The following is a 25,784-nucleotide window of genomic DNA, read 5'->3' on the forward strand; positions in this document are numbered from 1 at the left end:
CCGTGGCCGGCAGCGTCCTCGCGGGCATCCGGGGCGACGACTCGGACCCGGTCGTGCTGCGCGCGGCGGTCGGGCTCTCTCGCCGGCTCTACCTGCCGCTGCTCGTCGCGCACGTCGTCCAAGTCCCCAGCGGCCCCGCCGCCGGGGCGGAGGCGCTGGCGCGGCTGGCCACCGACGTCGAGCTCGACCTGGTGGTGCGGCTGAGCGCCCTGCTCGACGCGTGCGCGGTGCGCTGGTCGCTGGCCGTCACGGCGGGCGACGCCTGTGCGAGGCTGCGCTCGCTCGCCGAGGAGCACGACGCCGCGGTGATCGTGGTGGGCACCCAGGGCAGCGGCCCGCGCTGCGCGCTGCGCCGGCTGGTGCACGGCTCGGTCTCTGCGCGCCTGATCCACCAACAGCCGCGTCCGGTGCTCGTGGTGCCCACGACGGGTACGCCTGCGCCCGGCGGCTCGCCCGTCGCCGACCCCTTCGGCGCACCGGCCGACTGAGCGCAGCCGGCCGAGCAGCTGAGCGCAGCCCGGCCGACGCTCTGGGCTCAGCCCAGGCAGGCCGGCCCGAGCAGCGCCTTCAGGTCGCCGAACAGCGCGGGCGACGGCGTCACGCGCAGCCCGTCGTCGATGCGCAGCACGGTCGTGCGCCCGGCGCTCTGGAGCGCCAGCTGCACCTCGGTGACCCCGGGGTGCGCCACCAGGACCTCCTTGAGCCGCTCGACCACCGGTGGGGTGCACCGCGGTGTCGGCAGGCTGATCTTGACCGGCCCGCGGCTCGACGCGTCGCTGAGGTCGGGCACGGTGAGGTCCATCGCGATGAGCTTGGCGACGTCCTCGCGCTTGTCGAGCCGGCCCTTGACGACCACCACCGCGTCCTCGGCCAGCGAGGTGGCCACGAGCTGGTAGGTCGCCGGGAAGAACAGGCACTCGATCGCCCCGTCGAGGTCCTCGATCGTCGCGATGGCCCACGGGTTGCCCTGCTTGGTGAGCTTGCGCTGCAGGCCCGAGACGAGCCCGCCGATCGTCACCACCGCGCCGTCCGGCCGGTCGTCGTCGCTCATGAGGTTGGCGATGGTCACGTCGGCGTTGGCGGCCAGCACGTGCTCGACGCCCAGCAGCGGGTGGTCGGAGACGTAGAGCCCGAGCATCTCGCGCTCGTAGGCGAGCAGCACCGCCTTGTCCCACTCGCCGACCGGCACGGGCGGCCCGCTGATGGCGGCCGGCTCGTCGTCGCCCCCGCCGCCGAAAAGGGAGTCCTGGCCGATCGCCTCGTTGCGCTTCACGTCGACGTGCAGGTCGACGTACTCCTCGTGCACGTCGAGCAGGCCGCGCCGGCTGACGCCGAGCGAGTCGAAGGCGCCGGCCTTGGCCAGCGACTCGATGACCCGCTTGTTGCAGACGACCAGCGGGACCTTCGAGAAGAAGTCCTCGAGCGAGGTGTAGAGGCCCTTCTCGACCCGGGCCGACGTGATGCCGTCGACGACGTTGGAGCCGACGTTGCGGATCGCGGTGAGCCCGAAGCGGATGTCCGAACCGCGCGGGGTGAAGTTGGAGTCGGACTCGTTGACGTCGGGCGGCAGCACCTTGATGCCCATGCGCCGGCACTCGTTGAGGTAGAGAGCCGACTTGTCCTTGTCGTCGCGCACGCTGGTGAGCAGGGCGGCCATGTACTCAGCCGGGTAGTTCGCCTTGAGGTAGGCGGTCCAGTAGGACACGAGGCCGTAGGCCGCGGAGTGCGCCTTGTTGAACGCGTAGTCGGAGAACGGGACGAGGATGTCCCACAGGGTCTTGATGGCCGCGTCGGAGAAACCGCGCTCCTTCATGCCGCTGGAGAACCCGACGTACTCCTTGTCGAGGACCTCGCGCTTCTTCTTGCCCATCGCGCGACGCAGCAGGTCTGCGCGGCCGAGCGAGTAGCCCGCCAGCTGCTGCGCGATCGCCATGACCTGCTCCTGGTAGACGATCAGCCCGTAGGTGTCGCCCAGGATCGGCGCGAGCGCCTCGGCCAGGTCGGGGTGGATCGGCTCGACCGGCTTGCGCCGGTTCTTGCGGTCGGCGTAGTCGTTGTGGGCGTTGGCGCCCATCGGGCCGGGACGGTAGAGGGCGCCGACGGCGGAGATGTCCTCGAAGTTGTCGGGCCGCATCGATCGCAGCAGCGCGCGCATCGGCCCGCCGTCGAACTGGAAGACGCCGAGGGTGTCGCCGCGACCGAGCAGCTCGTAGGTCACCGGGTCGTCGAGCTCGAGCGCGTCGAGGTCGACGGGGTCCTTGCCGTTGGCGACGATGTTGGCCAGGCAGTCGTCGATGATCGTGAGGTTGCGCAGGCCGAGGAAGTCCATCTTCAGCAGGCCGAGCGTCTCGCAGGTCGGGTAGTCGAACTGCGTGATGATCGCGCCGTCCTGCTCCCGGCGCATGATCGGGATGTGGTCCATGAGCGGCTCGCTGGACATGATCACCGCGCAGGCGTGGACGCCCCACTGGCGCTTGAGGCCCTCGAGCCCCATCGCGGTGTCGACGACCTTGGCCACCTCGGCGTCGGTGGAGTAGAGCGAGCGGAACTCCCCCGCCTCGCTGTAGCGCTTGTGCGAGCTGTCGAAGATGCTCTTGAGCGGGATGTCCTTGCCCATGACCGCGGGCGGCATCGCCTTGGTGATGCGGTCGCCCATCGAGAACGGGTGGCCGAGCACGCGCGCGGAGTCCTTGACCGCCTGCTTGGCCTTGATCGTGCCGTAGGTGACGACCTGCGAGACGCGGTCGTCGCCGTACTTCTCGGTGACGTAGGTGATGACCTCGCCGCGCCGGCGCTCGTCGAAGTCGATGTCGACGTCGGGCATGGACACGCGCTCGGGGTTGAGGAACCGCTCGAACAGCAGGCCGTGGCGCAGCGGGTCGAGGTCGGTGATGCCCATGGCGTAGGCGGCGAGAGAGCCCGCCGCCGAGCCGCGGCCCGGGCCGACGCGGATGCCCTGCCGCTTGGCCCACCCGATGAAGTCGGCGACCACGAGGAAGTAGCCCGGGAAGCCCATCTGCAGGATGACGCCGACCTCGTAGTCGGCCTGGCGGCGCACGTCGTCGGGGATGCCGCCGGGGTAGCGGCGGGCGAGCCCGCGCTCGACCTCCTTGACGAACCAGGTGTGCTCGGACTCGCCCTCGGGCACCGGGAAGCGCGGCATCAGGTTGGCGCCCTCGGTGAACTCCACCTCGCAGCGCTCGGCGATCAGCAGCGTGTTGTCGCAGGCCTCGGGGAACTCCGACCACTGCGCGCGCATCTCGGACGCGGGCTTGAGGTAGAAGTCCTGGGCGTCGAACTTGAAGCGGTTGGGGTCGGCCAGCGTCGAGCCGGACTGGACGCAGAGCAGCACCTCGTGGGCGGTGGCGTCCTCGCGCTTGGTGTAGTGCAGGTCGTTGGTGGCCACGAACGGCAGCCCGAGGTCCTTGGCCAGGCGGATCAGCTCGGCCTGGGCCCGGCGCTCGATGCCGATGCCGTGGTCCATCAGCTCGCAGAAGAAGTTCTCGGCGCCGAAGATGTCGCGCAGCTCGCCCGCCGCCTGGCGGGCCAGGTCGTACTGCCCCAGGCGCAGCCGGGTCTGGATCTCGCCCGACGGGCAGCCGGTCGTCGCGATGATGCCCTTGCCGTAGCGGCTGAGCAGCTCGCGGTCCATGCGCGGCTTGTAGTACTGCCCCTCGAGGCTGGCCAGCGACGAGAGCCGGAACAGGTTGTGCATGCCCTCGGTGGTGGCCGCGAGCATCGTCATGTGGGTGAAGGCGCCGCCGCCCGAGACGTCGTCCTCGCCGCCGCTGCCCCACCGGACCTTGACCTTGTCCTTGCGCGAGGTCGTGCCCGGCGCGAGGTAGGCCTCGGTGCCGATGATCGGCTTGACGCCGGCGGCCTTCGCCTTCTTGTAGAAGTCGTAGGCGCCGAACACGTTGCCGTGGTCGGTCATCGCCAGGGCCGGCATCTCCATCCGCGCCGCCTCGGCGAACAGGTCGTCGAGGCGGGCCGCTCCGTCGAGCATGGAGTACTCGGTGTGGACGTGGAGGTGGACGAAACCCTCGGTCTTCGGCGGCACGGGGACAGCCTAGGTGCCGCCACCGACACAGTCCGCCAACCACGCGGAGAGCTGCCGCCCGGCCGCGCGTAAGGACTCCGTAACCCCGCCGCGAGGGGCGCGGGAGCCCGCCGCCACGTACAACTGGAGGGGTGCCGCACCGTACGCCCGTCGCCCGCCCGCTGCGCGCCGCGTGGGTCGGCGTCGTCGCCGGCTGCGCCGGCCTGGCCGCCGCGGAGGTCGTCGCGGCGTTCGTCGGCGACAACGCCTCGCCGCTCGTCGCGGTCGGCGCCACCGTCGTCGACGCCACCCCGCCCTGGCTCAAGGACTGGGCGGTGCGCAACCTCGGCAGCTCCGACAAGAGCGTGCTGCTCGGCGTCGTCGCCATGGTCGTGCTGCTGCTGGCCGCCGTCGCGGGGGTGCAGGAGGTGCGGCGTCCGCGCGGCGGGGTGCCCCTCGTCGTCGTCCTGTGCGCCGCCGCCTGCCTGGCCGCGGTCAACCGCCCGGGCGCCGGGCCGTGGGTGCTGCTCCCCGCCGTTGCCGCGCTCGCGGTGGGCGGCTGGACGCTCGTCACGCTGGCCCGCCGAGCCCGCGAGCTGCCCTCCCGCGACGCGGCCCGCGCCGACGAGGCAGCGGGGAACGACCGGCGCGCGTTCCTCCGGCACACCGGCGCCGGCCTCGCCGGCGCCCTGGTCGTCGGCGGTCTCGGCCGCGCCTTCGGCTCGCAGCGGGTCGACGTGGCGGCCTCCCGCGCCGCGGTGCGCCTGCCGACACCGCTCTCCCCCGCTCCTGCCGCCCCGGTGGCCGCCGCCGCGCCCGGCGCGACGCCCTTCGTCACGCCGCTGTCGGACTTCTACCGCGTCGACACGGCGCTGGTCGTGCCGCGCGTGCGCGCCGAGGACTGGACCCTGCGCATCACCGGCGAGGTCGCGCGCCCGCTGACCCTCACGTTCGACCAGCTGCTCGCCCGGCCGATGGTCGAGCGGTGGGTGACCCTGACCTGCGTCTCGAACGAGGTGGGCGGCGACCTCGCCGGCACCGCCCGCTGGCTCGGGGCGCCGCTCGCCGACCTGCTGCGGGAGGCCGGCCCGCTGGACGGCGCCGACATGGTGCTGAGCCGCTCGAAGGACGGCATGACGATCGGGACGCCGCTCGCCGCCCTGCTCGACGGGCGCGACGCCCTGCTGGCCGTCGGCATGGACGGCGCGCCGCTGCCGCTGGAGCGCGGGTTCCCTGTGCGCATGGTCGTGCCGGGGCTCTACGGATACGTGTCGGCGACCAAGTGGGTCGTCGAGCTGGAGGTGACCCGCTTCTCCGACGCCACCGCCTACTGGTCGAGCCGCGGCTGGTCGGAGCAGGCGCCGGTCAAGACGGCGTCCCGCATCGACGTCCCGCGCAGCCGGGCGAGCGCCGGCCGGGTGCAGGTCGGCGGCGTCGCGTGGGCCCAGCACCGGGGCGTCTCGAAGGTCGAGGTCCGCGTCGACGGCGGCGACTGGGCGCAGGCCGAGCTGCTCCCCGTGCCGAGCGCCGACACCTGGCGCCAGTGGCGCTGGGAGTGGGACGCGACCGAGGGCGAGCACGAGCTGGAGGTGCGCGCCACGGACGGTACGGGTGCGGTGCAGACCGCGCGCCGCGCGGCTCCGGCCCCGGACGGCGCCACGGGCTACGACTCCCGGACGGTGCGGGTGTCCGGGGCGCGGACCTAGCGCAGCGGCTTGGCCATCCAGCGGTGCGGGATGCCGGCGTCGTCGAACTCGTCGCCGAACGCGGCGTAGCCCAGCCGCTCGTAGAACGGCATGGCCTGCACCTGCGCGCCGAGCACGCAGCGCTCGAGCCCGAGCCGGCGCCCCTGGTCCTCGACCACGGCGACGAGCTGGCGGCCCAGGCCGGTGCCGCGCGCCGGCTTGCGCACGGCCAGCCGGCCCAGGTGCGCGACGCCACCGTCCTCGGCGACCAGGCGCACGGTGCCCATCGGCTCGTCGCCGAGGAAGGCCACCCAGTGGGTCGCGACCGCGTCGAGGTCGTCGCGCTCGAGCTCGACGGGCACCTGCTGCTCCTCGACGAACACCTCGAACCGGATGCCCCACGCGAGCGCGAACCCGTCGTCGCCGTGGACCTGCTCGATGCGTACGCCTGCCGCCTGCATGCGCACCATCCTCGCCGACGCGCCGACGGCGTCCCGCTCACCCCATGGTCTTCTGCCCGTCGATCGTCTCGCGCAGGATGTCGGCGTGACCGGCGTGCTGCGCGGTCTCGGCGGCGATGTGGAGCAGTGCCCGCCGGGCCGACCAGCGGGCGCCCGGCGCGAACCACGGCGCCTCGGGCAGCGGGTGCGAGGCGTCCAGGTCGGGCAGCGTGGCGACGAGGTCGTCGGTGTGTGCCGCGACGGCGTCGTAGTCGGCGAGCAGCGCCTCCATCGTGTCGTCCTCGGTCAGCGCGAAGCCGCGGGCCCACTCGTCCTCCCCCGCCGTCGTCAGCGCGCCGGCCCCGCCCTCGAGGAACGCGACCCACTGGCGCTCCACCGCCGTCACGTGCTTGACCACCCCGCCGGGGCACAGCTCGCTCGCCGTGGGGCGCAGCCGCACCTGGGTCTCGTCGAGCCCGCGCACGGTGTAGCGGAGGAACCCGCGCGCCGTGCGCAGCAGCTCCAGCAGGTCGGCCCGCTCCTGCGGGAGCGCTGCTGCGGCGACGCTGACCTGCTGGGTGGTCGTGGTGCTCATGGCGGTGCCTCCTCGTGGTTGCCGGGCGACCGTCGCCCTGCACTCACCACGCTAGGAACCCCAACGGCCACCTTCTGACCGCAATCGCGGCAGACTTGCCGACATGGGCGCTACCGGCACACGGATGCTGCAGCTGATGTCGCTGCTGCAGAGCTCGCGCTACTGGGCGGGCGCCGAGCTCGCCTCCCGGCTGGAGGTGTCGCCCCGTACCCTGCGCCGCGACGTCGAGCGCCTGCGCGAGCTCGGCTACCCCGTCGAGGCCCGCCGCGGGGTCGACGGGGGCTACCAGCTGGCCCCCGGGGCGTCGCTCCCGCCGCTGGTGCTCGACGACGAGGAGGCCGTCGCCCTCGCCCTCGGTCTCCAGGCCGCTGCCCAGTCGGCCGTCGAGGGCATGGCCGAGTCGTCGGTGCGGGCTCTCGCGAAGGTCGTCGGGGTGATGCCCCGGCGGCTGCGGCGACGCGTCGAGGCGCTGACTGCGGCGACCGAGACGTCCTCGTGGCAGGGCGTCGGCCCGGCGGTCGACCCAGCGACCCTGACGACGCTCGCCCAGGCCTGCCGCGACGCCGAGCGGGTCGAGATGGACTACACGGCAGCCGACGGGCAGCGCTCGCACCGCCACGTCGAGCCGCACCGCCTGGTCCCACTTGGTCGCCGGTGGTACGTCGTGGCCTATGACGACGACCGCTCGGCCTGGCGCAGCTTCCGCGCCGACCGCATCTCGGGCGCCCGCGTGACGGGTGAGCGCTTCGCGCCACGCAGGCTGCCCGCGGACGACGCCGTCGACTTCGTGCGCTCGGGCGTCCGCGGAGAGCAGGCGGGGTACGCCGTGGTCGCCACCGTGCACGCGTCCGCTGCCGAGGTGGTGGCGAAGATCGGGCGGTGGGCGACGGTGACCTCCGACGAGGGGGAGCACTGCCGCATCACGATGCACGCCGATGCGGCGGAGTGGCCGTTGATGGCGCTCGGCTCGCTGCAGGCCGAGTTCCGCATCGAGGCGCCCGAGGAGCTGCGCGACGAGGCGGCGGCGTGGGGTGCCCGCGTCGCCCGCGCGGGGGCTGCCGCGACCTGACGCTGCCGGCACCGCAGACTGGACGGCATGTCGGCCCGCCTCCCGTTGCGCGCGTGCTTCCCGCCACCGCAGGACCTCGGCCGCGCCGGTGACGCAGGGGTCGTGGAGCCGGGCGGCGTGCTCCAGCGTCGATGGGCCGACCGCCTGCTGCTCACGGGTGGGCCGGCGGCGATCCTCATGCAGGTCGCCCACCCGCTCGTCGCTGCCGGGGTGACGCACTCGGACTACCGGGAGCGCCCGGGCCACCGGCTGCTCGCGACGCTCGAGCTGACCCTCGCCGTCACCTTCGGCGACACCTCGCAGGCGCGCGCCGCCGTGGCTCGCGTCGCGCGGCGGCACACGAGCATCAACGGCACCCTCGACGAGCCGGCGGGGCCGCTGCCGCGCGGCACCGCGTACGACGCCACCGACCCCGAGCTGGCGCTCTGGGTCTACGCGACCCTCGTCTGGACAGCCCTGCGGGTGCACGAGGTGCTGGGACACCCGCTGCCGACGGACGAGCTCGAGGACTACTGGCAGCAGTCCAAGCCGTTCGCCCGGCTCTTCGGCGTCGGCGACGACCTGCTGCCCGGCAGCTTCGAGGACTTCACGAGGTACGTGGAGGGCACCGTCGCCGGTCTGGTGGTCACCGACCCTGCGCGCTCCGTGCGCGACGACATGCTGCAGCCACGGCTCTGGCCGCCGGTCCCTGGTGCCGGGCCGGTGGTGCGCGCCGTCACGGCGGCGCTGCTCCCCCCGTCGCTCGCCACTGCGTACGCCGTCGACCTGACGCCCCGTCGCCGGCTCGCGGTGCGGCTGCTGGGCAGCGTCGCGCGAGTGGTCTGGCCGCGGCTACCCCTGCGGCTTCGGGAGTTCCCGCACGCCGCCGTCGCGCGGCACCGGATCTCGCTGCGCTCGGACGAGACCTCTGCGAAGGTGTAGCCATGGACGACAAGCAGATCCTCGCGCAGGTGCACACCCTCGTCGAGCAGGAGCACCGGCTGCGCAGCGCCGTCGCCGCCGGCTCGCTGACCAGCGAGGAGGAGCAGGCGCAGCTGCGGGTCGTCGAGGAGGAGCTCGACCAGTGCTGGGACCTGCTCCGGCAGCGCCGGGCGCGCACGGAGTTCGGCGAGGACCCGGCGTCGACGGCGGCCCGGTCGACCTCGACGGTCGAGGGCTACGTCCAGTAGTCGCCCGCGCAGACCTGTTCATGCTCCGCCCAGCGGAGTATGTTCGCGACATGGGATCGCAGAGGCTGCAGGAGCCGTCGTTCCTCATCCTCACGGCGCTCGCTGCCGGCCCGCAGCACGGCTACGGCGTCCTCAAGGACGTGGAGGACCTGTCCGGCGGGGCGGTCGTGCTTCGCGTCGGGACGCTCTACGGCGCCCTGGACCGTCTCGCCGGCGAAGGTCTCGTCGTGGTGGACCGCGAGGAGGTCGTCGACTCGCGGCTACGCCGCTACTACCGGCTCACCCCCAGCGGCGTGAGGCGCCTCCACGCCGAAGCCTCCCGAGCTCAGACGCAGGCTCGCGCGGCACTGCGCCGGCTGCGCACGGCCGGCGGCACGGCATGAGCCTGGAGAGGGCCTACCGCCTGCTGCTGCTCAGCTTCCCGCCTGCCAGCCTGCGCGACGGCGGCGAGGAGGAGGACCTCAGCGTCCTGCTCGCCGCGGCACGGCCCGGCCAGGGACGTCCTGATCTCGCCGAAGCCGCGGCGCTCGTACGCTGCGGACTGGGCCTCCGCGCCCGACGAGTGCAGCGCGACCACGGGCGCTTGCCGGAGTCGCCCTGGCGTGCCTGCTCGGCATGGTCGCCGTCGCCCTCGCGGGGCAGGCGCTGGTCCTGCGCGGCCAGCTCTGGTCCGGAGCGGCAGGATCATCCATTCCGCTCCTGCCGGTCGAGCTCCCCCACCACCTCCCCGTGCCGGCACCTGTGAGCGGACACCCCAGCGGCCCGGCGATCGCCGCCTACGCATCGGGCGACGAGTGGGAGGACTACGAGGTGCTGGTCTCGGCCTACGGCAGGACGCTTCGGAGATCGAAGCCAGGCCTGCTCTCACCGCACGGTCGCTACCTCGCGTACGTCGAGCCGCCGGACCACGGCGTGCCCTACGTAGGGCCGGTGCTCCTGCACGTGCTCGACCTGGTCACGGGCAAGACCCGCACGATCAGCGCGGCACAGCTCTCGAGTTCCGCCGACGTGCTCGACTGGAGCGGCGACGAGACGCGCCTCGTGGTCTTCGCGGGAGGAGGTCTCCGTGTGGTCGACATGGCCCACGACTCCCTCGGTCCGCTCATCGCGGGCGAGACAGCCGCGCTCTCGCGCTCGTCCGACTTGGCCGTGCAGGTCGGCGCGGAGGTCGACCTCTACCGCGGTGGCGCGCTGGTGCACCGCTTGCCCGTCCCGCCCGGGCTGGCGCTCGCCAGGTCGGGCTGGTCGCCGGGCGGGCGACGGCTCGTTCTCACCCGCCCGCAGTCCGATCGCACCGGCGTCGCCGCCGTGCTGGACGTGCGGTCCGGAGCGGTGACACCGCTGCACGGCGGTGAAGCCGTCGCCTGGCGCAGTCCCTCCAGCCTGGTGACGCGGACGTGGCAAGGGGGCCGGCCGGTGCTCGCTGCCCTCGACACGGACACCGGCCACTCCTCAACGCTCGCTGCCGCACCGGCCGCCGCAGGCTCGATCCAGCTGGCCGGTGAGCTGCTGCCTTCGGCCGTCGTGGACCGACCGGACCGGACGCCTGGACAGAGGGCCGGTGTCGTGGCTCTCCTGGCTTGCGCTCGGCAGCCCCACCGCCCTCGTGCTGCTCCTCGCAGCCCTGCTCCCAGTGCCCACGTCCGCGCGCCGGCGGCGCACACCCCAGCAGCGCCAGGCGACCACGGGGTGGGCTGTGCTGGGTGTGCTGACGCTGATGGTCGTGGTGCCGCTGTACGCCTTTGTCACCGTGGGCACCGGACCGGACGTCCATCTGCTGCACCTCGCGGCCCTCCTCGTGTGCGCCGCCGCAGCGATGGCGACACGCAGCCTCCGGTTGGCCGGGAGTCGCCGGATCTCCTGACCTGACCTCAGACGGCTGCGGTCGCGAAGTAGCTGCCCGCATGGAGGTCCTCGAGCAGGGTCGGCCCGGAGGGCGTCCACCCGAGCCGCTGCTGGGTGAGGACGCTCGAGGCCGCCATGTCGCCGGCGAAGAAGGCGCCGATCCACCCGAAGTGGTCGGCGGCCGCCTCGGGGGCGACGCTCTCGACCGGCAGACCGAGCCCACGGCCGATGGCCTCGGCGATGGTGCGTGCGGTCACGCCCTCCTCGGCGACGGCGTGGACGACGGAGGGGGCCGACGGGTCCTCGAGCGCCAGGCGTACGAGCCGGGCCGCGTCATCGCGGTGCACGGCCGGCCAGCGGTTCGAGCCGTCGCCGACATAGGCCGAGGTTCCCTGCTCCCGGGCGACCGCGACCAGCCGCGCGACGAAGCCGTGGTCGCCGGCACCGTGCACCGTCGGGGCGAAGCGCACGGCCACCGGGCGGATGCCGCGCTCGGCGTACGACAGGGCGAGCGCCTCGGCGCCGCCGCGCGGCGCCTGCGGGCCGGAGAAGGGCGACGCGTCCTCCTCGGTCACGACGCCGCCCGGGCACAGGAGGGCGACGCCTGCCGCGAGCAGGAGCGGGCGCCCCGTGCCCTCCAGCACGTCTCCGAAGGCCTCGACCGCGGCCCGCTCGGTACGCGCCGCGCCGGCCATGTCGGAGAAGTCGTGCTTGAAGCCCAGGTGGACGACCGCGTCGGCCGCGGCGGCGCCTGCACGCAGGCTCTCGACGTCGTCCAGGCTGCCGCGGTGGGCCTCGAGACCCCGGTCCTGGAGCGTCTGCGCCGCCTGCTCCGATCGGGCGAGGCCCAGCACGGAGTGGCCGGCGGCCTGCAGCTCGGCCGAGACGGCAGAGCCGATCCATCCCGACGCACCGGTGACGAAGACGCGCATGCAGACCTCCTGAAGACGTGCGCCCGACGGTGATGTCAGTCGCTGTCATGAGACGCTAGCACCGGATGTCAGCCTCTGTCATCACTAGGATGGCGGCGTGGTCAGATGGGAGCCCGACGCCAAGGGCCGCCTCGTGGGGGCAGCGCTCGAGCTGTTCGCCGACGGCGGCTTCGAGAGCACGACCGTGGCCCAGCTGGCCGACCGTGCCGGCGTGACCGAGCGCACCTTCTTCCGCCACTTCGCCGACAAGCGCGAAGTGCTGTTCGACGGATCCGCGGCCCTGCAGGACGAGGTCCTCGCTGCCATCGCGTCGGCGGCCCCGGACCTGTCCGCCGTGGACGTCGTGGCCGGCGCCTTCCGAGCAACAGCGCCCTTCCTCGAGCGGCGACGCGAGTTCGCGGGCCAGCGCTCAGCGGTCATCGCCGGCAACCCGGGCCTCCTCGAGCGCGAGCTGCTCAAGATGACTGCGCTGGTGGAGGCCTCTGCCGGGGCGCTGCGGGAGCGCGGCGTGCCCGAGCCCGCCGCCACGCTCGCGGCCGAGGCCGGCGTGCTGGCCTTCCGACTCGGCTTCGCCCAGTGGGTCACCGACACCTCACGCCCGCTCGCCGACTGCATCGCCGCGACGCTGGCCGACCTCAAGGTCGTCGCCGCCGGCTGACTCCCGGGCACGCCGGAAGGGCTGCTCCGAGTCCCCACGACGTTCACCTCGCGTTCGCCCCGACGATCCGCCGGCTGGCTAGCGTCGCGGCATCGACTGCGCCTAGGCCGAAAGGGCTGCCATGTCCACGACGGACCGCCGTACCTTCCTCAAGATGCTGGGAGTGCCGGCCCTCTCGGCCGCACTGCCCGTCGACCTGTCGAAGGCCTTGTCCATCAAGGCCCACGACCGCACCCGCAGCATCGAGGACGTCGAGCACGTCGTCTTCCTCATGCAGGAGAACCGGTCCTTCGACCACTACTTCGGCACGCTGCGTGGAGTGCGGGGGTTCGCCGACCCGCGGGTCGTTCGTCTGCCTTCGGGAAGGTCGGCGTGGCACCAGCCGGACGGTGCTGGCGAGCTGCTGCCGTTCCGTCCGCCCGTGCAGGACCTGGGCACGACCTTCCTGCCCGACCCGCCGCACGGCTGGAACGACACCCACGCCGCCTGGAACGGCGGGCGGCACGACGCGTTCGTCCCCAACAAGGGCGTGTCGTCCATGACGTACCACACGCGCGAGGACCTGCCCTGGCAGTACGCGCTCGCTGACGCGTTCACGGTGTGCGACAACTACCGCTGCTCGCTCCTCGGCCCGACCGACCCGAACCGCTACCACATGTGGACCGGCTGGGTCGGCAACGACGGCAGCGGCGGCGGACCCGTCATCACCAACGCCGAGGCGGGCTACGACTGGTCGACCTATCCCGAGAGGCTGCAGCAGGCGGGCGTCTCGTGGAAGGTCTACCAGGACGTCGGCGACGGGCTCGACTCCGCCGGGTTCTGGGGCTGGACCAGCGACCCCTTCATCGGCAACTACGGCGACAACTCGCTGCTCTACTTCCACCAGTACCAGGACGCCGCACCCGGCTCGCCGTTGGCCGACCGGGCGAAGACGGGGACCGAGGTCAAGGCGCAGGGACGCGACCCCGAGCGCCTGCTCGACCAGTTCCGAGCTGACGTACGCGCCGGGCGCCTCCCGCAGGTCTCCTGGCTCGTGCCGCCGGAGGCCTACTCGGAGCACCCGAACTGGGCGCCCGACTTCGGCGCGTGGTACGTCTCGCAGGTCATCGACATCCTGGCCTCGAACCCCGAGGTGTGGAGCAAGATGGCGCTCTTCATCACCTACGACGAAGAGGGCGGCTTCTTCGACCACATGGTGCCACCCACTCCGCCGACGTCGGCTGCTGATGGGCTGTCCACCGTGGCGACCACGAACGAGGTCTTCGGTGGTAGCACCGACCACCCGGCTGGTCCCTACGGCCTCGGCATGCGCGTCCCGATGATCGTCGTGTCGCCGTGGACGCGTGGCGGCTGGGTGAACTCGGAACTCTTCGACCACACGTCGCTGATCCAGTTCCTCGAGAGGCGGTTCGGCCGCGGCGGTACGCTGCGCGAGAGCAACATCACGCCGTGGCGGCGGGCGGTCACCGGCGATCTGACCAGCGCCTTCGACTTCCGCTCGCCCAACCGGTCGTCTGTGCCGGAGTTGCCGGGCACCGCCTCGTTCAAGCCTCGGGACCTCACGCGGCAGCCGGACGAGGTGCTCGTGGCGCCCGCCGCTGCGGACGTGCCGGCTCAGGAGCGAGGCGTTCGACCGGCCCGTGCTCTGCCCTACGAGCTGCACGCCGACGGCTCGGTCCTGGCCAGCAGGCTGCACCTGGCGTTCGCCAACACCGGGGAGGCGGCGGCCGTCCTCCAGCTGCGGAGCGCCGACCCCGGCGCGGCCCCCCGCACCTACACCGTCGGTGCAGGTCATGAGCTGGCTGACACCATCGCCGTGGCGGGGCCGGTCTACGACTACGAGATCCACGGTCCCAACGGGTTCTTCCGCGGCCTGCGCGGAGGCACGAGCGCCGGGTGCGTCGACGTCGGCGTGACCACGACGTACCACCACCAGAGGATCCAGCTCGCGCTGACCAACAACGGGGACGCCAAGGTCGACGTGACGGTGCACGAGCGCTACAGCGGCGAGACGACGACCCTGTCGGTGCAGCCGCGGGTGACCCGCTCGCGTTCCTGGTCGCTGCACGACAGCGGGGGATGGTACGAGTTGACCGTCATCGCTGCTCAGGACGACGGCTTCGTGCGCGTCTACGCCGGGCACCTGGAGAACGGGCGTGACAGCATCACCGACCCGCTCATGGGCGGGCTGCTCGACTCCGCGGCACCCGTCCGGGCCTGAGGCGGCGGGAGGGCAGCTCAGGGCTACGGTGACGCACGTGACCGATGCCTTCCAGCTTCCCGAGCTGCCCTTCGCGACCACCGCGTCGCACCCGGAGGTGTGGAGCCGCGATGCGGGCACACAGTCGCTGACCGGGCAGGCGCTGCCGCACTCGGACTTCTACGTCAACCCGGGCGGCGACGACGCCGGCGACGCCGCGTCGATGGGCAACGCGGCCACTCTGCTCGGCACGCCGCCGGAGGGTGACTTCCAGCTCAGCGCGCGCGTCACCGTCGATTTCCGCTCGCAGTACGACGCGGGCGTCCTCATGGTGTGGGGCCACGAGACCGAGTGGGCGAAGCTCTGCTTCGAGTTCTCGCCCGCCGGTGACCCGATGGTCGTCAGCGTCGTCACCCAGGGCGTCTCCGACGACGCGAACGCCTTCGTCGTGCCCGGGCGCACGGTCGGGCTGCGCATCTCCCGCACCGGCCGCGTCTACGCGTTCCACGCCGCGACCGACGGCTCCACCTGGCAGCTCGTCCGCGTCTTCCGCCTCGGCGACGGCTCGCCGGGCCACCGGGTCGGCTTCGAGGTGCAGTCGCCCACCGGCGAGGGCTGCGCCGTGCGCTTCGAGCAGGTCTCGTTCCGGCAGGAGCGGCTCGCCGACCTCAGGGACGGGAGCTGACCGCTGGACCGCACCCCTGCGTACCCGGCTCCTCGACGTCCGCGAGCGCGGCGAGCGCGACCGCCCTCGACCGCTCGGCGGGGGTGAACGGCTCACCCGGCCGCTGCAGCAGCAGGGGCCCCGCCCCTGCGGAGCGGACCAGCATGGTGTCGACGAGGACGCCGTCGGCGTCGTCGCTCGCCGGCTCGTCCAGCGGGGTCGCCACGTGCGCGCGGAGCAGCTCGGCGAGCACGGCCGGGAGCGAGCCGGGGTCGCGGGCCAGCCGGCCGGCCAGCCGGAGCACGCGCGTCGGCTCGTCGACGTAGTCGTGCAGGTCGCCCGGCCACACCGACGCACCGCGCCCACCCGCGAGCTCGGCGGCGCGCAGCAGCAGGGCAGGGTCGGCGCCGACGGGCAGAGCGAGCAGCAGCTCGTCGACGGCGCCGCCCGCGGGCAGCGGGTGGACCGCCACCGTGAGGATGTTCGCCCGCGCCCGGGAGAGCGTCATGGCGAGCGCCGCCAGCCGGCCGCGCGAGTCGTCGACCTCCACCCGCAGGCGCCAGAGCGAGGGCTGGAGGTCGAGCGACGGTGCTGCTGTCTTCACCGCACCAGTAGGCACCGTCACCATTGCGCGGATATGTCGTAGGAGTCTCGAAGCGGTGACGGTTGCTCGGACGCAAGGTGCCCTCGGGTCCCTTCACAGCACCGGAGTTCCGCGCTACGTTCCGGCCAGCCGTCGCACGGACGGCGCACTTCCGGTCCAGGGAAGGAACAACCGGATGCGAAGGACCACATCGCTCCTCACCGTCATCGGGGCAGCGGCCCTCGGCCTCTCGGGCGTCGTCGCCGCCCCGGCCCAGGCAGCCGACTCCGACGTCACCGTCATCGCCTCGGGCCTCAACGGCCCTCGAGAGCTGCAGTTCGTCAGCGGGCGCAAGCTCGTCGTCGCCGAGTCGGACAACGGCCAGATCACCGCGGTCGACAGCCGCTCCGGCAAGAAGAAGGTCCTCGCCACAGGGCTGGTGGCGCCGCAGGGCGTCGACAGCCGCGGCAGCGCCCTCTACGTCGCCGAGGGCGAGGCCTCCGGTCCCGGCGGCGAGCCGGTGCCCGGCGGCGGCGGCACCGACCTGGTCATGGTCAAGGGCGGGCACGACCGCCAGGTCAAGGACCTGATGGCCTACGAGCTCGCCAACAACCCCGACGGGCAGGTGCAGTTCGTCGACGGCCAGCCGGTCGACGCGCTGTCGAACCCCTACTACGTGCTCGCCGACACCTCGAAGGTCCTCGTGGCCGACGCCGGCGCCAACGACGTGCTCAAGATCGACCGGCGCACCGGCCGCACCTCTGTGTGGTTCTTGCCGCCTGTCGTGACGACGGGCGCCTGCGCCGGTGCCGAGAACAACCCGGGCACCACCGGCTGCGACCCGGTGCCCACCGGCATCGCGAAGGCGGGCGACGGCACCTACTGGGTGTCGACGCTGGGTGCCGAGGCGCCCGGAGCAGGGCGGATCTACCACGTCGACGCGGCCGGGCACATCATCGGGATGATCGACGGGCTCACGGCACCGACCGGTGTCGCGGTGGACGGCGCCGGCTCGGTCTACGTGTCCGACCTGCTGTTCGGCGCACCGGAGGGCGACGGCCCGCCGCCGCCCGACTTCGACCCCTCGAAGGTCGGCCGGATCCTCAAGTTCGCCGCCGACGGCACGCCCATGGGCGTCGCCCAGGTGACCATGCCCTCGGGCCTGGTGTGGCACGACGGCGCGCTGTACGCGTCGGCCTGGTCGGTGGGGATCTTCCTCGGCATCCCCGACGCGGGCCAGGTGGTGAAGGTCGGTCAGGGGGCGTTCGAGCAGATGACCTGAGCGAACAGCTCAGCACCGGAGGGGGTGGCCACTGGCTCGGCCGCGGACGACGCGGCCGGGCCAGTGCTGCTGCCCGGTGGCCCCTTCGAGCCGGGAAGCCGTCAGGAGCCGTCGGCCCGGAGCACGTCCAGCGCGTGGGCGAGGTCCGGCGGCGGCGGCGACTCGAAGTGCACCCGCTCCCCGGTCGCGGGGTGGTCGAACGAGAGCCGGGCGGCGTGCAGCCACTGGCGGGTCAGCCCCAGCCGCGCGGCCAGCGTCGGGTCGGCGCCGTAGGTCAGGTCACCGACGCACGGGTGCTTCAGGGCGCTCATGTGGACCCGGATCTGGTGCGTCCGGCCGGTCTCGAGCTCGATGTCGAGCAGCGTCGCGGCGCGGAACGCCTCGATCGTCGAGTAGTGCGTGACGCTCTCGCGCCCCCCGGCGACCACGGCCCAGCGCCAGTCGTCCCGGGGGTGCCGGCCGATGGGCGCGTCGACCGTGCCGGTCGAGGGGTCGGGGTGGCCCTGCACGACCGCGGCGTAGCGCTTCTCGACCGTGCGGTGGCGGAACGCGTCCTTGAGCACGGTGTAGGCGTGCTCCGACTTGGCGACCACCATCAGCCCGGTGGTGCCGACGTCGAGCCGGTGGACGACGCCCTGCCGCTCGGCGGCACCGCTGGTCGAGATGCGGAAGCCGGCACCCGCGAGCCCGCCGATGACCGTGGGCCCGCTCCACCCCGGTGACGGGTGGGCCGCGACGCCCACCGGCTTGTCGACGACCACGACGTCGTCGTCGGACCACACGATGCCCATGCCCTCGACCGCGAGCGGCACGACCTCGAGCGGCGCCGGCGGCTCAGGCAGCTCCACGACGAGCGTCGCGCCCGCCGTCAGCCGCATCGACTTGAACGCCTCGGCGCCGTCGACCTGCACCGCACCCTCGGCCACCAGCTCGGCGGCCCGGGTGCGCGAGAGGCCGAACAGCCGCGCCAGGCCGGCGTCGAGCCGCTCGCCCTCGAGGCCCTCGGGCACCTCGAGCGAGCGCACGTCACTCACGCGGTGCGCCGTCCGGGTGGACGCCGCGGAAGGCCAGCAGCGCCATCAGCACCGCGGCGCAGGTGATGCCCATGTCGGCCACGTTGAAGACCGGCCAGTGCGGCAGCTCGAGGAAGTCGACGACCCGGCCCCGGAAGATGCCCGGCTCGCGGAAGACGCGGTCGGTCAGGTTGCCGATTGCACCGCCGACCAGCAGGCCGAGCGCCACCGCCCACGGGGTGCTGCGCAGGGTGCGGGCCGTGCGCGCGATGACCACGACCACGACGACCGCGATGACGCTGAACAGCACGGTCGCACCGCCGGCGATGCCGAACGCGGCGCCCGGGTTGTGGACGAGGTCCAGCTTGAGCAGGGAACCGACCAGGTGCGTGGGCGTCGGGCCGAGGTGCTCGTTCGCCAGGTGCTTGGTGACCTGGTCGACGACGTAGAGGGTGACCGCCACGCCGAGCAGGAGCCCGACGTGGGTGCGGTTGCCGGCCGTCGTCGCAGGGGCGTGCGCGGCGTCGGTCGACGGCTCCAGCGACTCGCTCAGCGTCGCTCCTCGCGCTGCTTGCACGCGACGTCGAGGGTCGCGCGCGGGAAGGCCTGGAGGCGCGCCTTGCCGATGGGCTCGCCGCAGCTCTCGCACAGGCCGTAGGTGCCGGCGTCGATGCGGGCGAGCGCCCGCTCGGTCTGCTCGAGCATGTCGCGGGAGTTGTTCGCCAGCGAGAGCTCGTGCTCGCGCTCGAAGGTCTTGGTGCCGGCGTCGGCCTGGTCGTCGCCGGCGCCCTCGCCGGAGTCGCGCAGCAGGTCGGCGATCTCGTGCTCGGTCTCGGTCAGCTCGCGGCGCAGGCGCGTGGCGTCGGCGTCGAGCTCGGCGCGCAGCGCGGCGACCTCGTCGGGGGTCCACGGGTCCTCGCCCGGGCGCACGGGCAGGGCGCTTGCGGACTCGGCAGCGGCAGCCTTGCTCACTCGGGCCTTCTTCACGACGAGGGTCGACAACGGGTAGGGAGGAGGATACGCGGTGCCGGGCGCGGCCGTACCCGGCGGAGCCGCCGCGCCACCGACTAGACTCCCGAGCGGCGAACGAGCAGGCGCTGACGGGGCCATCACCCCCGAGCCGCCGGAAGAACGGCCCGCGCCAGCGGGCTCACTAGACCCGGCCGGACTCGCCGCGAGAGTGGGGCGGCTGCACGCCAGGGCCGGCCAAGGAGGGTGGTACCGCGGGGCGCGCGCGCCTCGTCCCTCCGTCGCACCGACCCAGTCGACGGAGGCACCAGGCAGTGAGCACTCGATGAGCACCTACTCCCCGCTCCCCCCGCAGGTCGACCTGCCGCGCCTGGAGCGCGAGGTCATCGACCTCTGGCGCGCCGAGGGCACGTTCGAGCAGAGCCTCGAGCGCAGCGCCGACGCCCGGCCGTGGGTCTTCTACGAGGGCCCGCCCACCGCCAACGGCATGCCGGGGACCCACCACGTCGAGGCGCGCGTGTTCAAGGACGCCTTCCCGCGCTACCGCACGATGAAGGGCTACCACGTCCCCCGCAAGGCCGGCTGGGACTGCCACGGCCTGCCCGTGGAGCTGGCGGTGGAGAAGGAGCTCGGCTTCACCCGCAAGCAGGACATCGAGGACTACGGCATCGCCGAGTTCAACGCGCGCTGCCGGGCGAGCGTCGAGCGGCACGTCGACGCCTTCGAGGAGATGACCGAGCGGATGGGCTACTGGGTCGACACGACCCAGGCCTACCGCACGATGGACCCGGAGTACGTCGACTCGGTCTGGTGGGCGCTCAAGCAGATCTCCGACAAGGGCCTGCTCGTCGAGGACTACCGCATCGCGCCCTACTGCCCGCGCGACGAGACGACGCTGTCGGACCACGAGCTGGGCCAGCCCGGCGGCTACGAGACGGTCGTCGACCCGTCGGTGTTCGTACGCTTCCCGCTGGTCTCCGGTCCGCTCGCCGGCTCCGCGTCGCTGCTGGTCTGGACGACCACGCCCTGGACCCTGGTGTCCAACACGGCGGTCGCGGTCAACCCGTCGGTGACCTACGTCGTGGCCTCCAACGGCTCGGAGCGGCTGGTCGTCGCCGAGCCGCTGCTCGAGGCGGTCCTCGGCGAGGGCTGGGTCGTCGAGGGCTCGTGGCCCGGGTCCGAGCTCGAGTTCTGGCGGTACTCCAGGCCCTTCGACCTGCTCGAGTGGCCCGAGGGCGCCGACGGCCACTTCGTCGTGCTCGGCTCCTACGTCACCACCGAGGACGGCACCGGGCTGGTGCACCAGGCGCCCGCGTTCGGCGCCGACGACCTCGCCGTCTGCAAGGCCTACGGCCTGCCGGTCGTCACGCCCATCCGCCGCAACGGCACCTTCGAGCCCTCGCTGCCGCTCGTCGGCGGCACGTTCTTCAAGACGGCCGACCTGGCCCTGGTGGCCGACCTCGAGTCGCGCGGGCTGATGTTCCGGCACCTGCCCTACGAGCACAGCTACCCGCACTGCTGGCGCTGCCACACGGCCCTGCTCTACTACGCGCTGCCGTCCTGGTACATCCGCACGACCGAGCGCAAGCACGAGCTGCTGCGCGAGAACGAGCAGACCACCTGGTACCCCGACAACGTCAAGTGGGGCCGCTACGGCGATTGGCTCAAGAACAACGTCGACTGGTCGCTGTCCCGCACTCGCTACTGGGGCACCCCCCTGCCGGTCTGGCGGTGCCCCGAGGGCCACACGACGGTCGTCGGCTCGCGGGCCGAGCTCGGCGAGCTGGCCGGGCGAGACCTCTCGTCGCTCGACCCCCACCGCCCCTACGTCGACGAGGTCACCTTCGCCTGCAGCTGCGGGCAGACGGCGACCCGCGTGCCCGAGGTCATCGACGGCTGGTTCGACTCGGGCGCCATGCCGTTCGCGCAGTGGGGCTACCCGCACCTGCCCGGGAGCGCCGAGAAGCTCGAGCAGCAGTACCCCGCCCAGTTCATCTGCGAGGCGCAGGACCAGACGCGCGGGTGGTTCTACACGCTGATGGTCGTGGGGACGCTGGTCTTCGACCGCAGCTCCTACGAGAACGTCCTGTGCCTGGGGCTGATCCTGGCCGAGGACGGCAAGAAGATGAGCAAGCACCTGGGCAACGTGCTGCAGCCGATCCCGCTGATGGACGAGCACGGCGCCGACGCGCTGCGCTGGTTCATGTTCGCGTCGGGCTCCCCGTGGGCCGCGCGCCGGGTCGGGCACCACGCGCTGCAGGAGGTCGTCCGCAAGGTCCTGCTGACCTACTGGAACACCGCGTCCTTCCTCTCGCTCTACGGCCGCACGGCCGGCTACGAGCCCGGTGCCACGCCCGCTCCCCCGCTGGCCGAGCGCCCGCTGCTCGACCGGTGGGCGCTGTCGGAGGCGCACCGCGTGGCGCGCGACGTCGACGCGGCGATGGACGTCTTCGACTCGCAACGGGTGGGTGCGCTGCTCTCGAAGTTCATCGACGACCTCTCGAACTGGTACGTCCGCCGCTCGCGCCGGCGCTTCTGGGACGGCGACCCGGCCGCCCTGGCGACGCTGCACGAGTGCCTGTTCGTGTTCACCCTGCTGCTGGCGCCGGTGATGCCGTTCACGACCGAGCGGGTGTGGCGCGAGCTCTTCACGACCACGTCAGACCAGTTGCCCTCCTCAGTGCACCTCGCCGCCTACCCCGAGGTCGACGGCTCGCTCGTCGACGACGTGCTGGCCGAGCAGATGGCGCTGGTGCGCCGGGTGGTCGACCTGGGCCGCTCGGCGCGCACGGAGCACAAGGTGCGTACGCGTCAGCCGCTCTCCGAGGTCGCCGTCCTCTCGCGCGAGTGGGCGGCGCTGCCCGAGGAGCTGCGCGCCGTCGCGCGCGAGGAGCTCAACGTCCAGCGCGAGGGCGCCCTCTCGGGCGACGAGGGGCTGGTGACCCGGACGGCCAAGCCGAACTTCCGCGCGCTGGGCAAGCGGTTCGGCAAGCGCACGCCGGTGGTCGCCGCGGCTGTGTCGGCGTCCGACCCCGCCGCGCTGCTGGCCTCCCACGAGGTCGTCGTCGAGGGCGAGACGCTGACGCTCGAGCCCGACGACTTCACCGTCACCGAGACGCCGAAGGAGGGCTGGGCGGTCGCGTCCGAGCCGGGGCTGACCGTCGCGCTCGACCTGACGCTGACGCCCGAGCTGGTGCGGGCCGGGCTCGCCCGCGAGGTCGTGCGCCTGGTGCAGGACCTGCGCAAGGCCAGCGGGCTCGAGGTGAGCGACCGGATCTCGCTGTGGTGGCAGGCGTCCGGCGACCTGGCGGCGGCGCTCGAGGAGCACGCCGGGCTGGTTTCGGCGGAGGTGCTGGCCACTGCGTACCAGTCGGGGCGGGGACCCGAGGGCGCGAGCACCGTCACCGACGAGGGCCTGGGCCTGACGCTGTGGATCTCCCGCACGGAGTAGCCGGCGAGGCGCCGGAGGGGCTCGAGGTCCCTCCGGCGCTGCTGCGCGCACTGCCCGGGGAGACTCTCCACCCGGTGTGGCTGAACCAGCTGGGCGGCCGGACCTTCCGCGCCGGTGACCGGTTCGCCAAGTGGATGCCGGCCGAGCACGCCGCGGTCATCGAGCGAGAGGTGGCCCGGCTGCGCTGGGCGGGGCAGTGGCTGAGCGTCCCGCGCGTGCTCGCGTCGGGCTCCGACGGCGGCGGCGGTGCCTGGCTGGTGACGGCCGCACTGCCGGGCGAGAGCGCCGTCTCCGCGCGCTGGAAGGCCGAGCCCGCCCGTGCGGCGGCCGGCATCGGGCGCGGGCTGCGCCGGCTGCACGACGCCCTGCCGGTCGAGCAGTGCCCCTTCGAGTGGGGCGTGGCGCGGCGGCTGGCGCGCGCTGGGCGCCCGCCCGACGCGCTGGGACCTCCGCCACCTCCGGACCGGCTGGTGGTCTGCCACGGCGACCCCTGTGTACCCAACACGCTGCTGCTGCCGGACGGCAGCGTCGCCGGGCACGTCGACCTGGGCTCGCTCGGCGTCGCCGACCGGTGGGCCGACCTGGCGGTCGCGACCTGGAGCCTCGAGTGGAACTACGGCCCGGGGCTCGACGACGTGCTGCTCGACGCCTACGGCGTCGAGGCGGACCCCGTGCGTACGCAGTGGTACCGCGAGCTGTGGGCGGCGACGTGAGCCTCGCCTCTGTCAGCGGCCGCCGCTAGCGTGGTGCCGACCGCCATCGAGGAGGTACGCATGACCACGTTGGAAGGCCGCCCGGCCACCGCGCTGCTCGTCGTCGACGTGCAGGAGGAGGTCGTCGCCGGTGCCTACGAGCGCGACGCCGTCGTCGCCAGGATCGCCGGCCTGGTCGACCGGGCCCGCTCCGAGCAGGTGCCCGTCGTGTGGGTCCAGCACCACGACGACGGGCTCGAGCTGGGCAGCGACGGCTGGGCGATCGTGCCCGAGCTCTCACCCGCGCCCGACGAGCCGCGCGTCGACAAGACCCACGGGGACGCCTTCGAGGGCACGCCGCTCGCCGACGTGCTCGCCGACCTCGACGTGGGCCGTCTGGTCGTGGCCGGCGCCGAGACCGACGCGTGCATCCGGTCGACGATCCACGGGGCGTTCACCCGGGGCTTCGACGTCACGCTCGTGACGGACTCCCACACAGCTGGCGACAAGTCCGCGTGGGGCGCTCCCCCGGTCGACCAGGTCATCGCCCACACCAACCTCTACTGGCAGTGGCAGAGCGCCCCCGGTCGCACCGCCGAGGCCGTGCCGGCTGCGGAGGTGCGGCTCGGCTCCGGGCCCGGCAGCTGACACGAGCGCTCAGCCGCGCGAGGCGTCGAGGCCCGCGCGCAGCGCCATCACGGCCAGCTGCGTGCGGTCGCGGGCGGCCAGCTTGACCAGGGCTCGGCCGACGTGGGTGCGGACCGTGGCCGGGCTGAGCCAGAGCGTCCGCGCGATCTCCTCGTTGCTCGCGCCGGTCGCCACCCACGAGAGCACCTCGCGCTCGCGCTCGGTCAGGCTCCCGAGCCCGGGAGGAGGCGCCGCGGCGGCCACCCCGGGCTCGGCGAGCCGGGCGATGACCCGCCGGGTCACCGCGGGCGAGAGCAGCGACTCGCCGGCGGCGACCACGTGAACGGCGCGCAGCAGCTCGGCCGGGTCGGTGTCCTTGAGGACGAAGCCGCTGGCACCGGCGCGCAGGGCCTCGAACACGTACTCGTCGAGCCCGAACGTCGTCAGGACGACGACCCGCACCTGCGCCAGGGCGGGGTCATCGGTCACCTGGCGCAGCACGGCGAGCCCGTCGAGCCCGGGCATCCGGATGTCGAGCAGCAGCACGTCGGGACGCAGCTCGCGGGACAGCGCGAGCGCCGCCACGCCGTCCTCGGCCTCGCCGACCAGCTCGGCGCCCGGGTCGTCGTCGAGCAGCACGCGCAGTCCCATCCGCACGAGCGGCTGGTCGTCGGCGACCACCACCCGCACGGCCGCGCTCACGGGACCCTCGCCGGCAGCGGCAGCCGGGCAGCGACGCGGAACCCGCCCGACGGACTCGGCCCTGCTGACAGCTCACCGCCGAGCGCCGCCGCCCGGGCGTGCATGCCGGGCAGGCCGAGCCCTTGTCCCTCGGCTGACGACGCGCCGCGGCCGTCGTCGGAGACCACCACGAGCAGCTCGCCGGCGTCCAGTCCGAGCGTGACCTCGGCACGGCCCGCCTGCGCGTGGCGCACGACGTTGGTCAGCGCCTCCTGCACGATCCGGTAGACCGCCTGGCCGACCGGTTCCGGCACCTCGCGCACGTCCGGCTCGACGCGCAGGGCCACCTCGAGCCCCCCGGCTCTGACCCCCTCGACCAGCCGCTCGACCTGCTCGACGCCCGGCACCGGGGCGAGCGGCGGCCCGTCCGCGCCCTCGGGCAGCCCGAGCGCCTGGAGCGTGCCGCGCAGCCCGTCGAGCGAGGCCCGGCTCGTGTCGCGGATGGCCACCAGCGAGCGCCGGACGTCCTCGGGCCGGCGGTCGAGCACGTGCAGCGCGACGCCGGCCTGCATGGCGATCACCGCCAGCCCGTGGCCCACCGAGTCGTGGATCTCCTGGGCGAGGCGCAGACGCTCCTCGTAGGCCGAGCGCCGCAGCTCCTCCTCGCGCTGGCGCCGGGTCACGTCGCGGCGCGCTCGCCAGGCCGTCGCCGCCGCCCAGGGCAGCACCATCCACAGCGCCCAGAGCGGGTTGCCGTCGACCCCGGGCAGCGAGACGAGGGTGGCGCCCACCAGCACCGACGCGGGCCAGGCGACCGCGGCTCGCGGCGGCAGGTGCAGGGCCGCCGACCCCACCGAGACCGCGAGCAGCACGAGCACCGGGCCGAAGGGCGCGCCGGAGGCGAGGTACGCGGCGACCGCCGCACCGCAGACGGCGAGCGCCGGCCCGGGAGCGCGCCGCCGCAGGGCGAGCGACCCGGCGGCCAGGGCCACCAGCGCGTACCCGCCTCGTCCCGGGCCCGTCTCGTCCTGCAGGCGGGCGGCGTGCGGCGTGCCGAGCAGCGCCGCGGTCCCCGCCACGAGCGCGAGGGCGCCGTCGGCGACGGGCACGGAGAGCCGGTGCACGGCGCGACCCTAGGACGCCGCCGGGGGCGCTGTCGTCATCCTCCTGACGTACGCGGTGTCAGCGCC

Annotated in this window: 24 protein-coding genes; 14 read left to right on the plus strand and 10 right to left on the minus strand. The window is 73.5% G+C overall.

Going from position 1 to position 25,784, the window contains the following annotated elements; all coding sequences use genetic code 11:
• Window positions 1-2 precede the first annotated feature (2 nt).
• Entirely contained in the window at window positions 3-488 is a 486-nt protein-coding gene (locus CLV35_RS00440; protein WP_183061536.1) for a universal stress protein, read from the plus strand.
• 47 nt (window positions 489-535) lie between these two features.
• Here CLV35_RS00440 and dnaE read toward each other — a convergent pair whose 3' ends face one another.
• Window positions 536-4,060 carry a DNA polymerase III subunit alpha gene (gene dnaE / locus CLV35_RS00445; protein ID WP_231121241.1) on the minus strand — a complete coding sequence of 1,175 codons (3,525 nt, stop codon included), beginning with the start codon at window positions 4,058-4,060 and terminating at the stop codon, window positions 536-538.
• Window positions 4,061-4,191: 131 nt separating this feature from the next.
• Here dnaE and CLV35_RS00450 point away from each other — a divergent pair, with 131 nt between their 5' ends.
• Complete coding sequence (locus CLV35_RS00450) at window positions 4,192-5,745, plus strand: molybdopterin-dependent oxidoreductase (RefSeq protein ID WP_121191444.1); 1,554 nt, start codon at window positions 4,192-4,194, stop codon at window positions 5,743-5,745.
• Here CLV35_RS00450 and CLV35_RS00455 read toward each other — a convergent pair.
• On the minus strand, window positions 5,742-6,185 hold the full coding sequence (locus tag CLV35_RS00455; protein ID WP_121191445.1) for a GNAT family N-acetyltransferase: 444 nt from the start codon (window positions 6,183-6,185) through the stop codon (window positions 5,742-5,744). The genes CLV35_RS00450 and CLV35_RS00455 overlap by 4 nt on opposite strands.
• Before the next feature lie 37 nt (window positions 6,186-6,222).
• A complete protein-coding gene (locus CLV35_RS00460; RefSeq protein ID WP_121191446.1) occupies window positions 6,223-6,759 on the minus strand; it encodes a DinB family protein in 537 nt (178 codons plus the stop codon).
• 103 nt (window positions 6,760-6,862) lie between these two features.
• Here CLV35_RS00460 and CLV35_RS00465 point away from each other — a divergent pair, with 103 nt between their 5' ends.
• The 5 genes from CLV35_RS00465 to CLV35_RS19775 all read left to right on the plus strand — a co-directional run bounded on the left by CLV35_RS00465 (window position 6,863) and on the right by CLV35_RS19775 (window position 10,861).
• A complete protein-coding gene (locus CLV35_RS00465) occupies window positions 6,863-7,828 on the plus strand; it encodes a helix-turn-helix transcriptional regulator (protein WP_121191447.1) in 966 nt (321 codons plus the stop codon).
• A 27-nt stretch (window positions 7,829-7,855) separates the two neighbouring features.
• Window positions 7,856-8,749 (plus strand): oxygenase MpaB family protein, encoded by an 894-nt coding sequence (locus tag CLV35_RS00470; RefSeq protein ID WP_121191448.1) that lies wholly within the window; start codon window positions 7,856-7,858, stop codon window positions 8,747-8,749.
• A gap of 2 nt (window positions 8,750-8,751) precedes the next feature.
• Window positions 8,752-8,997 carry a DUF2630 family protein gene (locus CLV35_RS00475; protein WP_121191449.1) on the plus strand — a complete coding sequence of 82 codons (246 nt, stop codon included), beginning with the start codon at window positions 8,752-8,754 and terminating at the stop codon, window positions 8,995-8,997.
• A 65-nt stretch (window positions 8,998-9,062) separates the two neighbouring features.
• On the plus strand, window positions 9,063-9,380 hold the full coding sequence (locus tag CLV35_RS00480) for a PadR family transcriptional regulator (protein ID WP_121191509.1): 318 nt from the start codon (window positions 9,063-9,065) through the stop codon (window positions 9,378-9,380).
• A 1,313-nt stretch (window positions 9,381-10,693) separates the two neighbouring features.
• The gene (locus CLV35_RS19775; protein WP_183061538.1) at window positions 10,694-10,861 is read left to right on the plus strand and encodes a hypothetical protein; all 168 of its coding nucleotides are present in this window, start codon (window positions 10,694-10,696) and stop codon (window positions 10,859-10,861) included.
• Window positions 10,862-10,868: 7 nt separating this feature from the next.
• Here CLV35_RS19775 and CLV35_RS00500 read toward each other — a convergent pair whose 3' ends face one another.
• Complete coding sequence (locus tag CLV35_RS00500; protein WP_121191453.1) at window positions 10,869-11,774, minus strand: SDR family oxidoreductase; 906 nt, start codon at window positions 11,772-11,774, stop codon at window positions 10,869-10,871.
• A 97-nt stretch (window positions 11,775-11,871) separates the two neighbouring features.
• On the opposite strand from CLV35_RS00500, the gene CLV35_RS00505 reads away from it, so the two are divergent.
• From CLV35_RS00505 to CLV35_RS00515, 3 genes are all read left to right on the plus strand, one after another.
• A complete protein-coding gene (locus tag CLV35_RS00505; protein ID WP_121191454.1) occupies window positions 11,872-12,432 on the plus strand; it encodes a TetR/AcrR family transcriptional regulator in 561 nt (186 codons plus the stop codon).
• A 121-nt stretch (window positions 12,433-12,553) separates the two neighbouring features.
• The gene (locus CLV35_RS00510) at window positions 12,554-14,653 is read left to right on the plus strand and encodes a phosphocholine-specific phospholipase C (RefSeq protein WP_121191455.1); all 2,100 of its coding nucleotides are present in this window, start codon (window positions 12,554-12,556) and stop codon (window positions 14,651-14,653) included.
• Between the two features lie 37 nt (window positions 14,654-14,690).
• Window positions 14,691-15,317: a DUF1349 domain-containing protein gene (locus CLV35_RS00515; protein ID WP_121191456.1), complete on the plus strand. Its 627-nt coding sequence runs from the start codon at window positions 14,691-14,693 to the stop codon at window positions 15,315-15,317.
• Here CLV35_RS00515 and CLV35_RS00520 read toward each other — a convergent pair.
• Window positions 15,301-15,900, minus strand: a complete 600-nt coding sequence (locus tag CLV35_RS00520; RefSeq protein WP_183061540.1) for an ACT domain-containing protein — start codon at window positions 15,898-15,900, stop codon at window positions 15,301-15,303. The genes CLV35_RS00515 and CLV35_RS00520 overlap by 17 nt on opposite strands.
• Before the next feature lie 175 nt (window positions 15,901-16,075).
• On the opposite strand from CLV35_RS00520, the gene CLV35_RS00525 reads away from it, so the two are divergent.
• The gene (locus tag CLV35_RS00525; protein ID WP_183061541.1) at window positions 16,076-17,161 is read left to right on the plus strand and encodes a ScyD/ScyE family protein; all 1,086 of its coding nucleotides are present in this window, start codon (window positions 16,076-16,078) and stop codon (window positions 17,159-17,161) included.
• A 101-nt stretch (window positions 17,162-17,262) separates the two neighbouring features.
• Here CLV35_RS00525 and CLV35_RS00530 read toward each other — a convergent pair whose 3' ends face one another.
• Genes CLV35_RS00530 through CLV35_RS00540 form a run of 3 tightly spaced genes read right to left on the minus strand, consistent with a single transcriptional unit; the run spans window position 17,263 to window position 19,146 of the window.
• Window positions 17,263-18,195, minus strand: coding sequence for an RluA family pseudouridine synthase (locus CLV35_RS00530; RefSeq protein WP_121191459.1), 933 nt, complete (start codon window positions 18,193-18,195; stop codon window positions 17,263-17,265).
• A complete protein-coding gene (locus CLV35_RS00535; protein WP_231121243.1) occupies window positions 18,188-18,751 on the minus strand; it encodes a signal peptidase II in 564 nt (187 codons plus the stop codon). The genes CLV35_RS00530 and CLV35_RS00535 overlap by 8 nt, the downstream gene beginning before the upstream one ends.
• Complete coding sequence (locus CLV35_RS00540) at window positions 18,724-19,146, minus strand: TraR/DksA family transcriptional regulator (RefSeq protein WP_231121244.1); 423 nt, start codon at window positions 19,144-19,146, stop codon at window positions 18,724-18,726. The genes CLV35_RS00535 and CLV35_RS00540 overlap by 28 nt, the downstream gene beginning before the upstream one ends.
• A 322-nt stretch (window positions 19,147-19,468) precedes the next feature.
• On the opposite strand from CLV35_RS00540, the gene ileS reads away from it, so the two are divergent.
• Genes ileS through CLV35_RS00555 form a run of 3 tightly spaced genes read left to right on the plus strand, consistent with a single transcriptional unit; the run spans window position 19,469 to window position 23,934 of the window.
• Window positions 19,469-22,594, plus strand: coding sequence for an isoleucine--tRNA ligase (gene ileS / locus CLV35_RS00545; RefSeq protein WP_121191461.1), 3,126 nt, complete (start codon window positions 19,469-19,471; stop codon window positions 22,592-22,594).
• The gene (locus tag CLV35_RS00550) at window positions 22,573-23,307 is read left to right on the plus strand and encodes an aminoglycoside 3'-phosphotransferase (RefSeq protein ID WP_183061543.1); all 735 of its coding nucleotides are present in this window, start codon (window positions 22,573-22,575) and stop codon (window positions 23,305-23,307) included. The genes ileS and CLV35_RS00550 overlap by 22 nt, the downstream gene beginning before the upstream one ends.
• Before the next feature lie 60 nt (window positions 23,308-23,367).
• Window positions 23,368-23,934 (plus strand): isochorismatase family protein, encoded by a 567-nt coding sequence (locus tag CLV35_RS00555; RefSeq protein ID WP_121191512.1) that lies wholly within the window; start codon window positions 23,368-23,370, stop codon window positions 23,932-23,934.
• A 9-nt stretch (window positions 23,935-23,943) separates the two neighbouring features.
• On the opposite strand, the gene CLV35_RS00560 is transcribed toward CLV35_RS00555, so the two are convergent.
• Both CLV35_RS00560 and CLV35_RS00565 read right to left on the minus strand, forming a co-directional pair.
• Entirely contained in the window at window positions 23,944-24,615 is a 672-nt protein-coding gene (locus CLV35_RS00560; RefSeq protein WP_121191462.1) for a response regulator, read from the minus strand.
• On the minus strand, window positions 24,612-25,718 hold the full coding sequence (locus tag CLV35_RS00565) for a sensor histidine kinase (RefSeq protein ID WP_121191463.1): 1,107 nt from the start codon (window positions 25,716-25,718) through the stop codon (window positions 24,612-24,614). The genes CLV35_RS00560 and CLV35_RS00565 overlap by 4 nt, the downstream gene beginning before the upstream one ends.
• Between the last annotated feature and the right edge of the window lie 66 nt (window positions 25,719-25,784).

The organism is Motilibacter peucedani (assembly GCF_003634695.1).
GTDB classification, from domain to species: domain Bacteria; phylum Actinomycetota; class Actinomycetes; order Motilibacterales; family Motilibacteraceae; genus Motilibacter; species Motilibacter peucedani.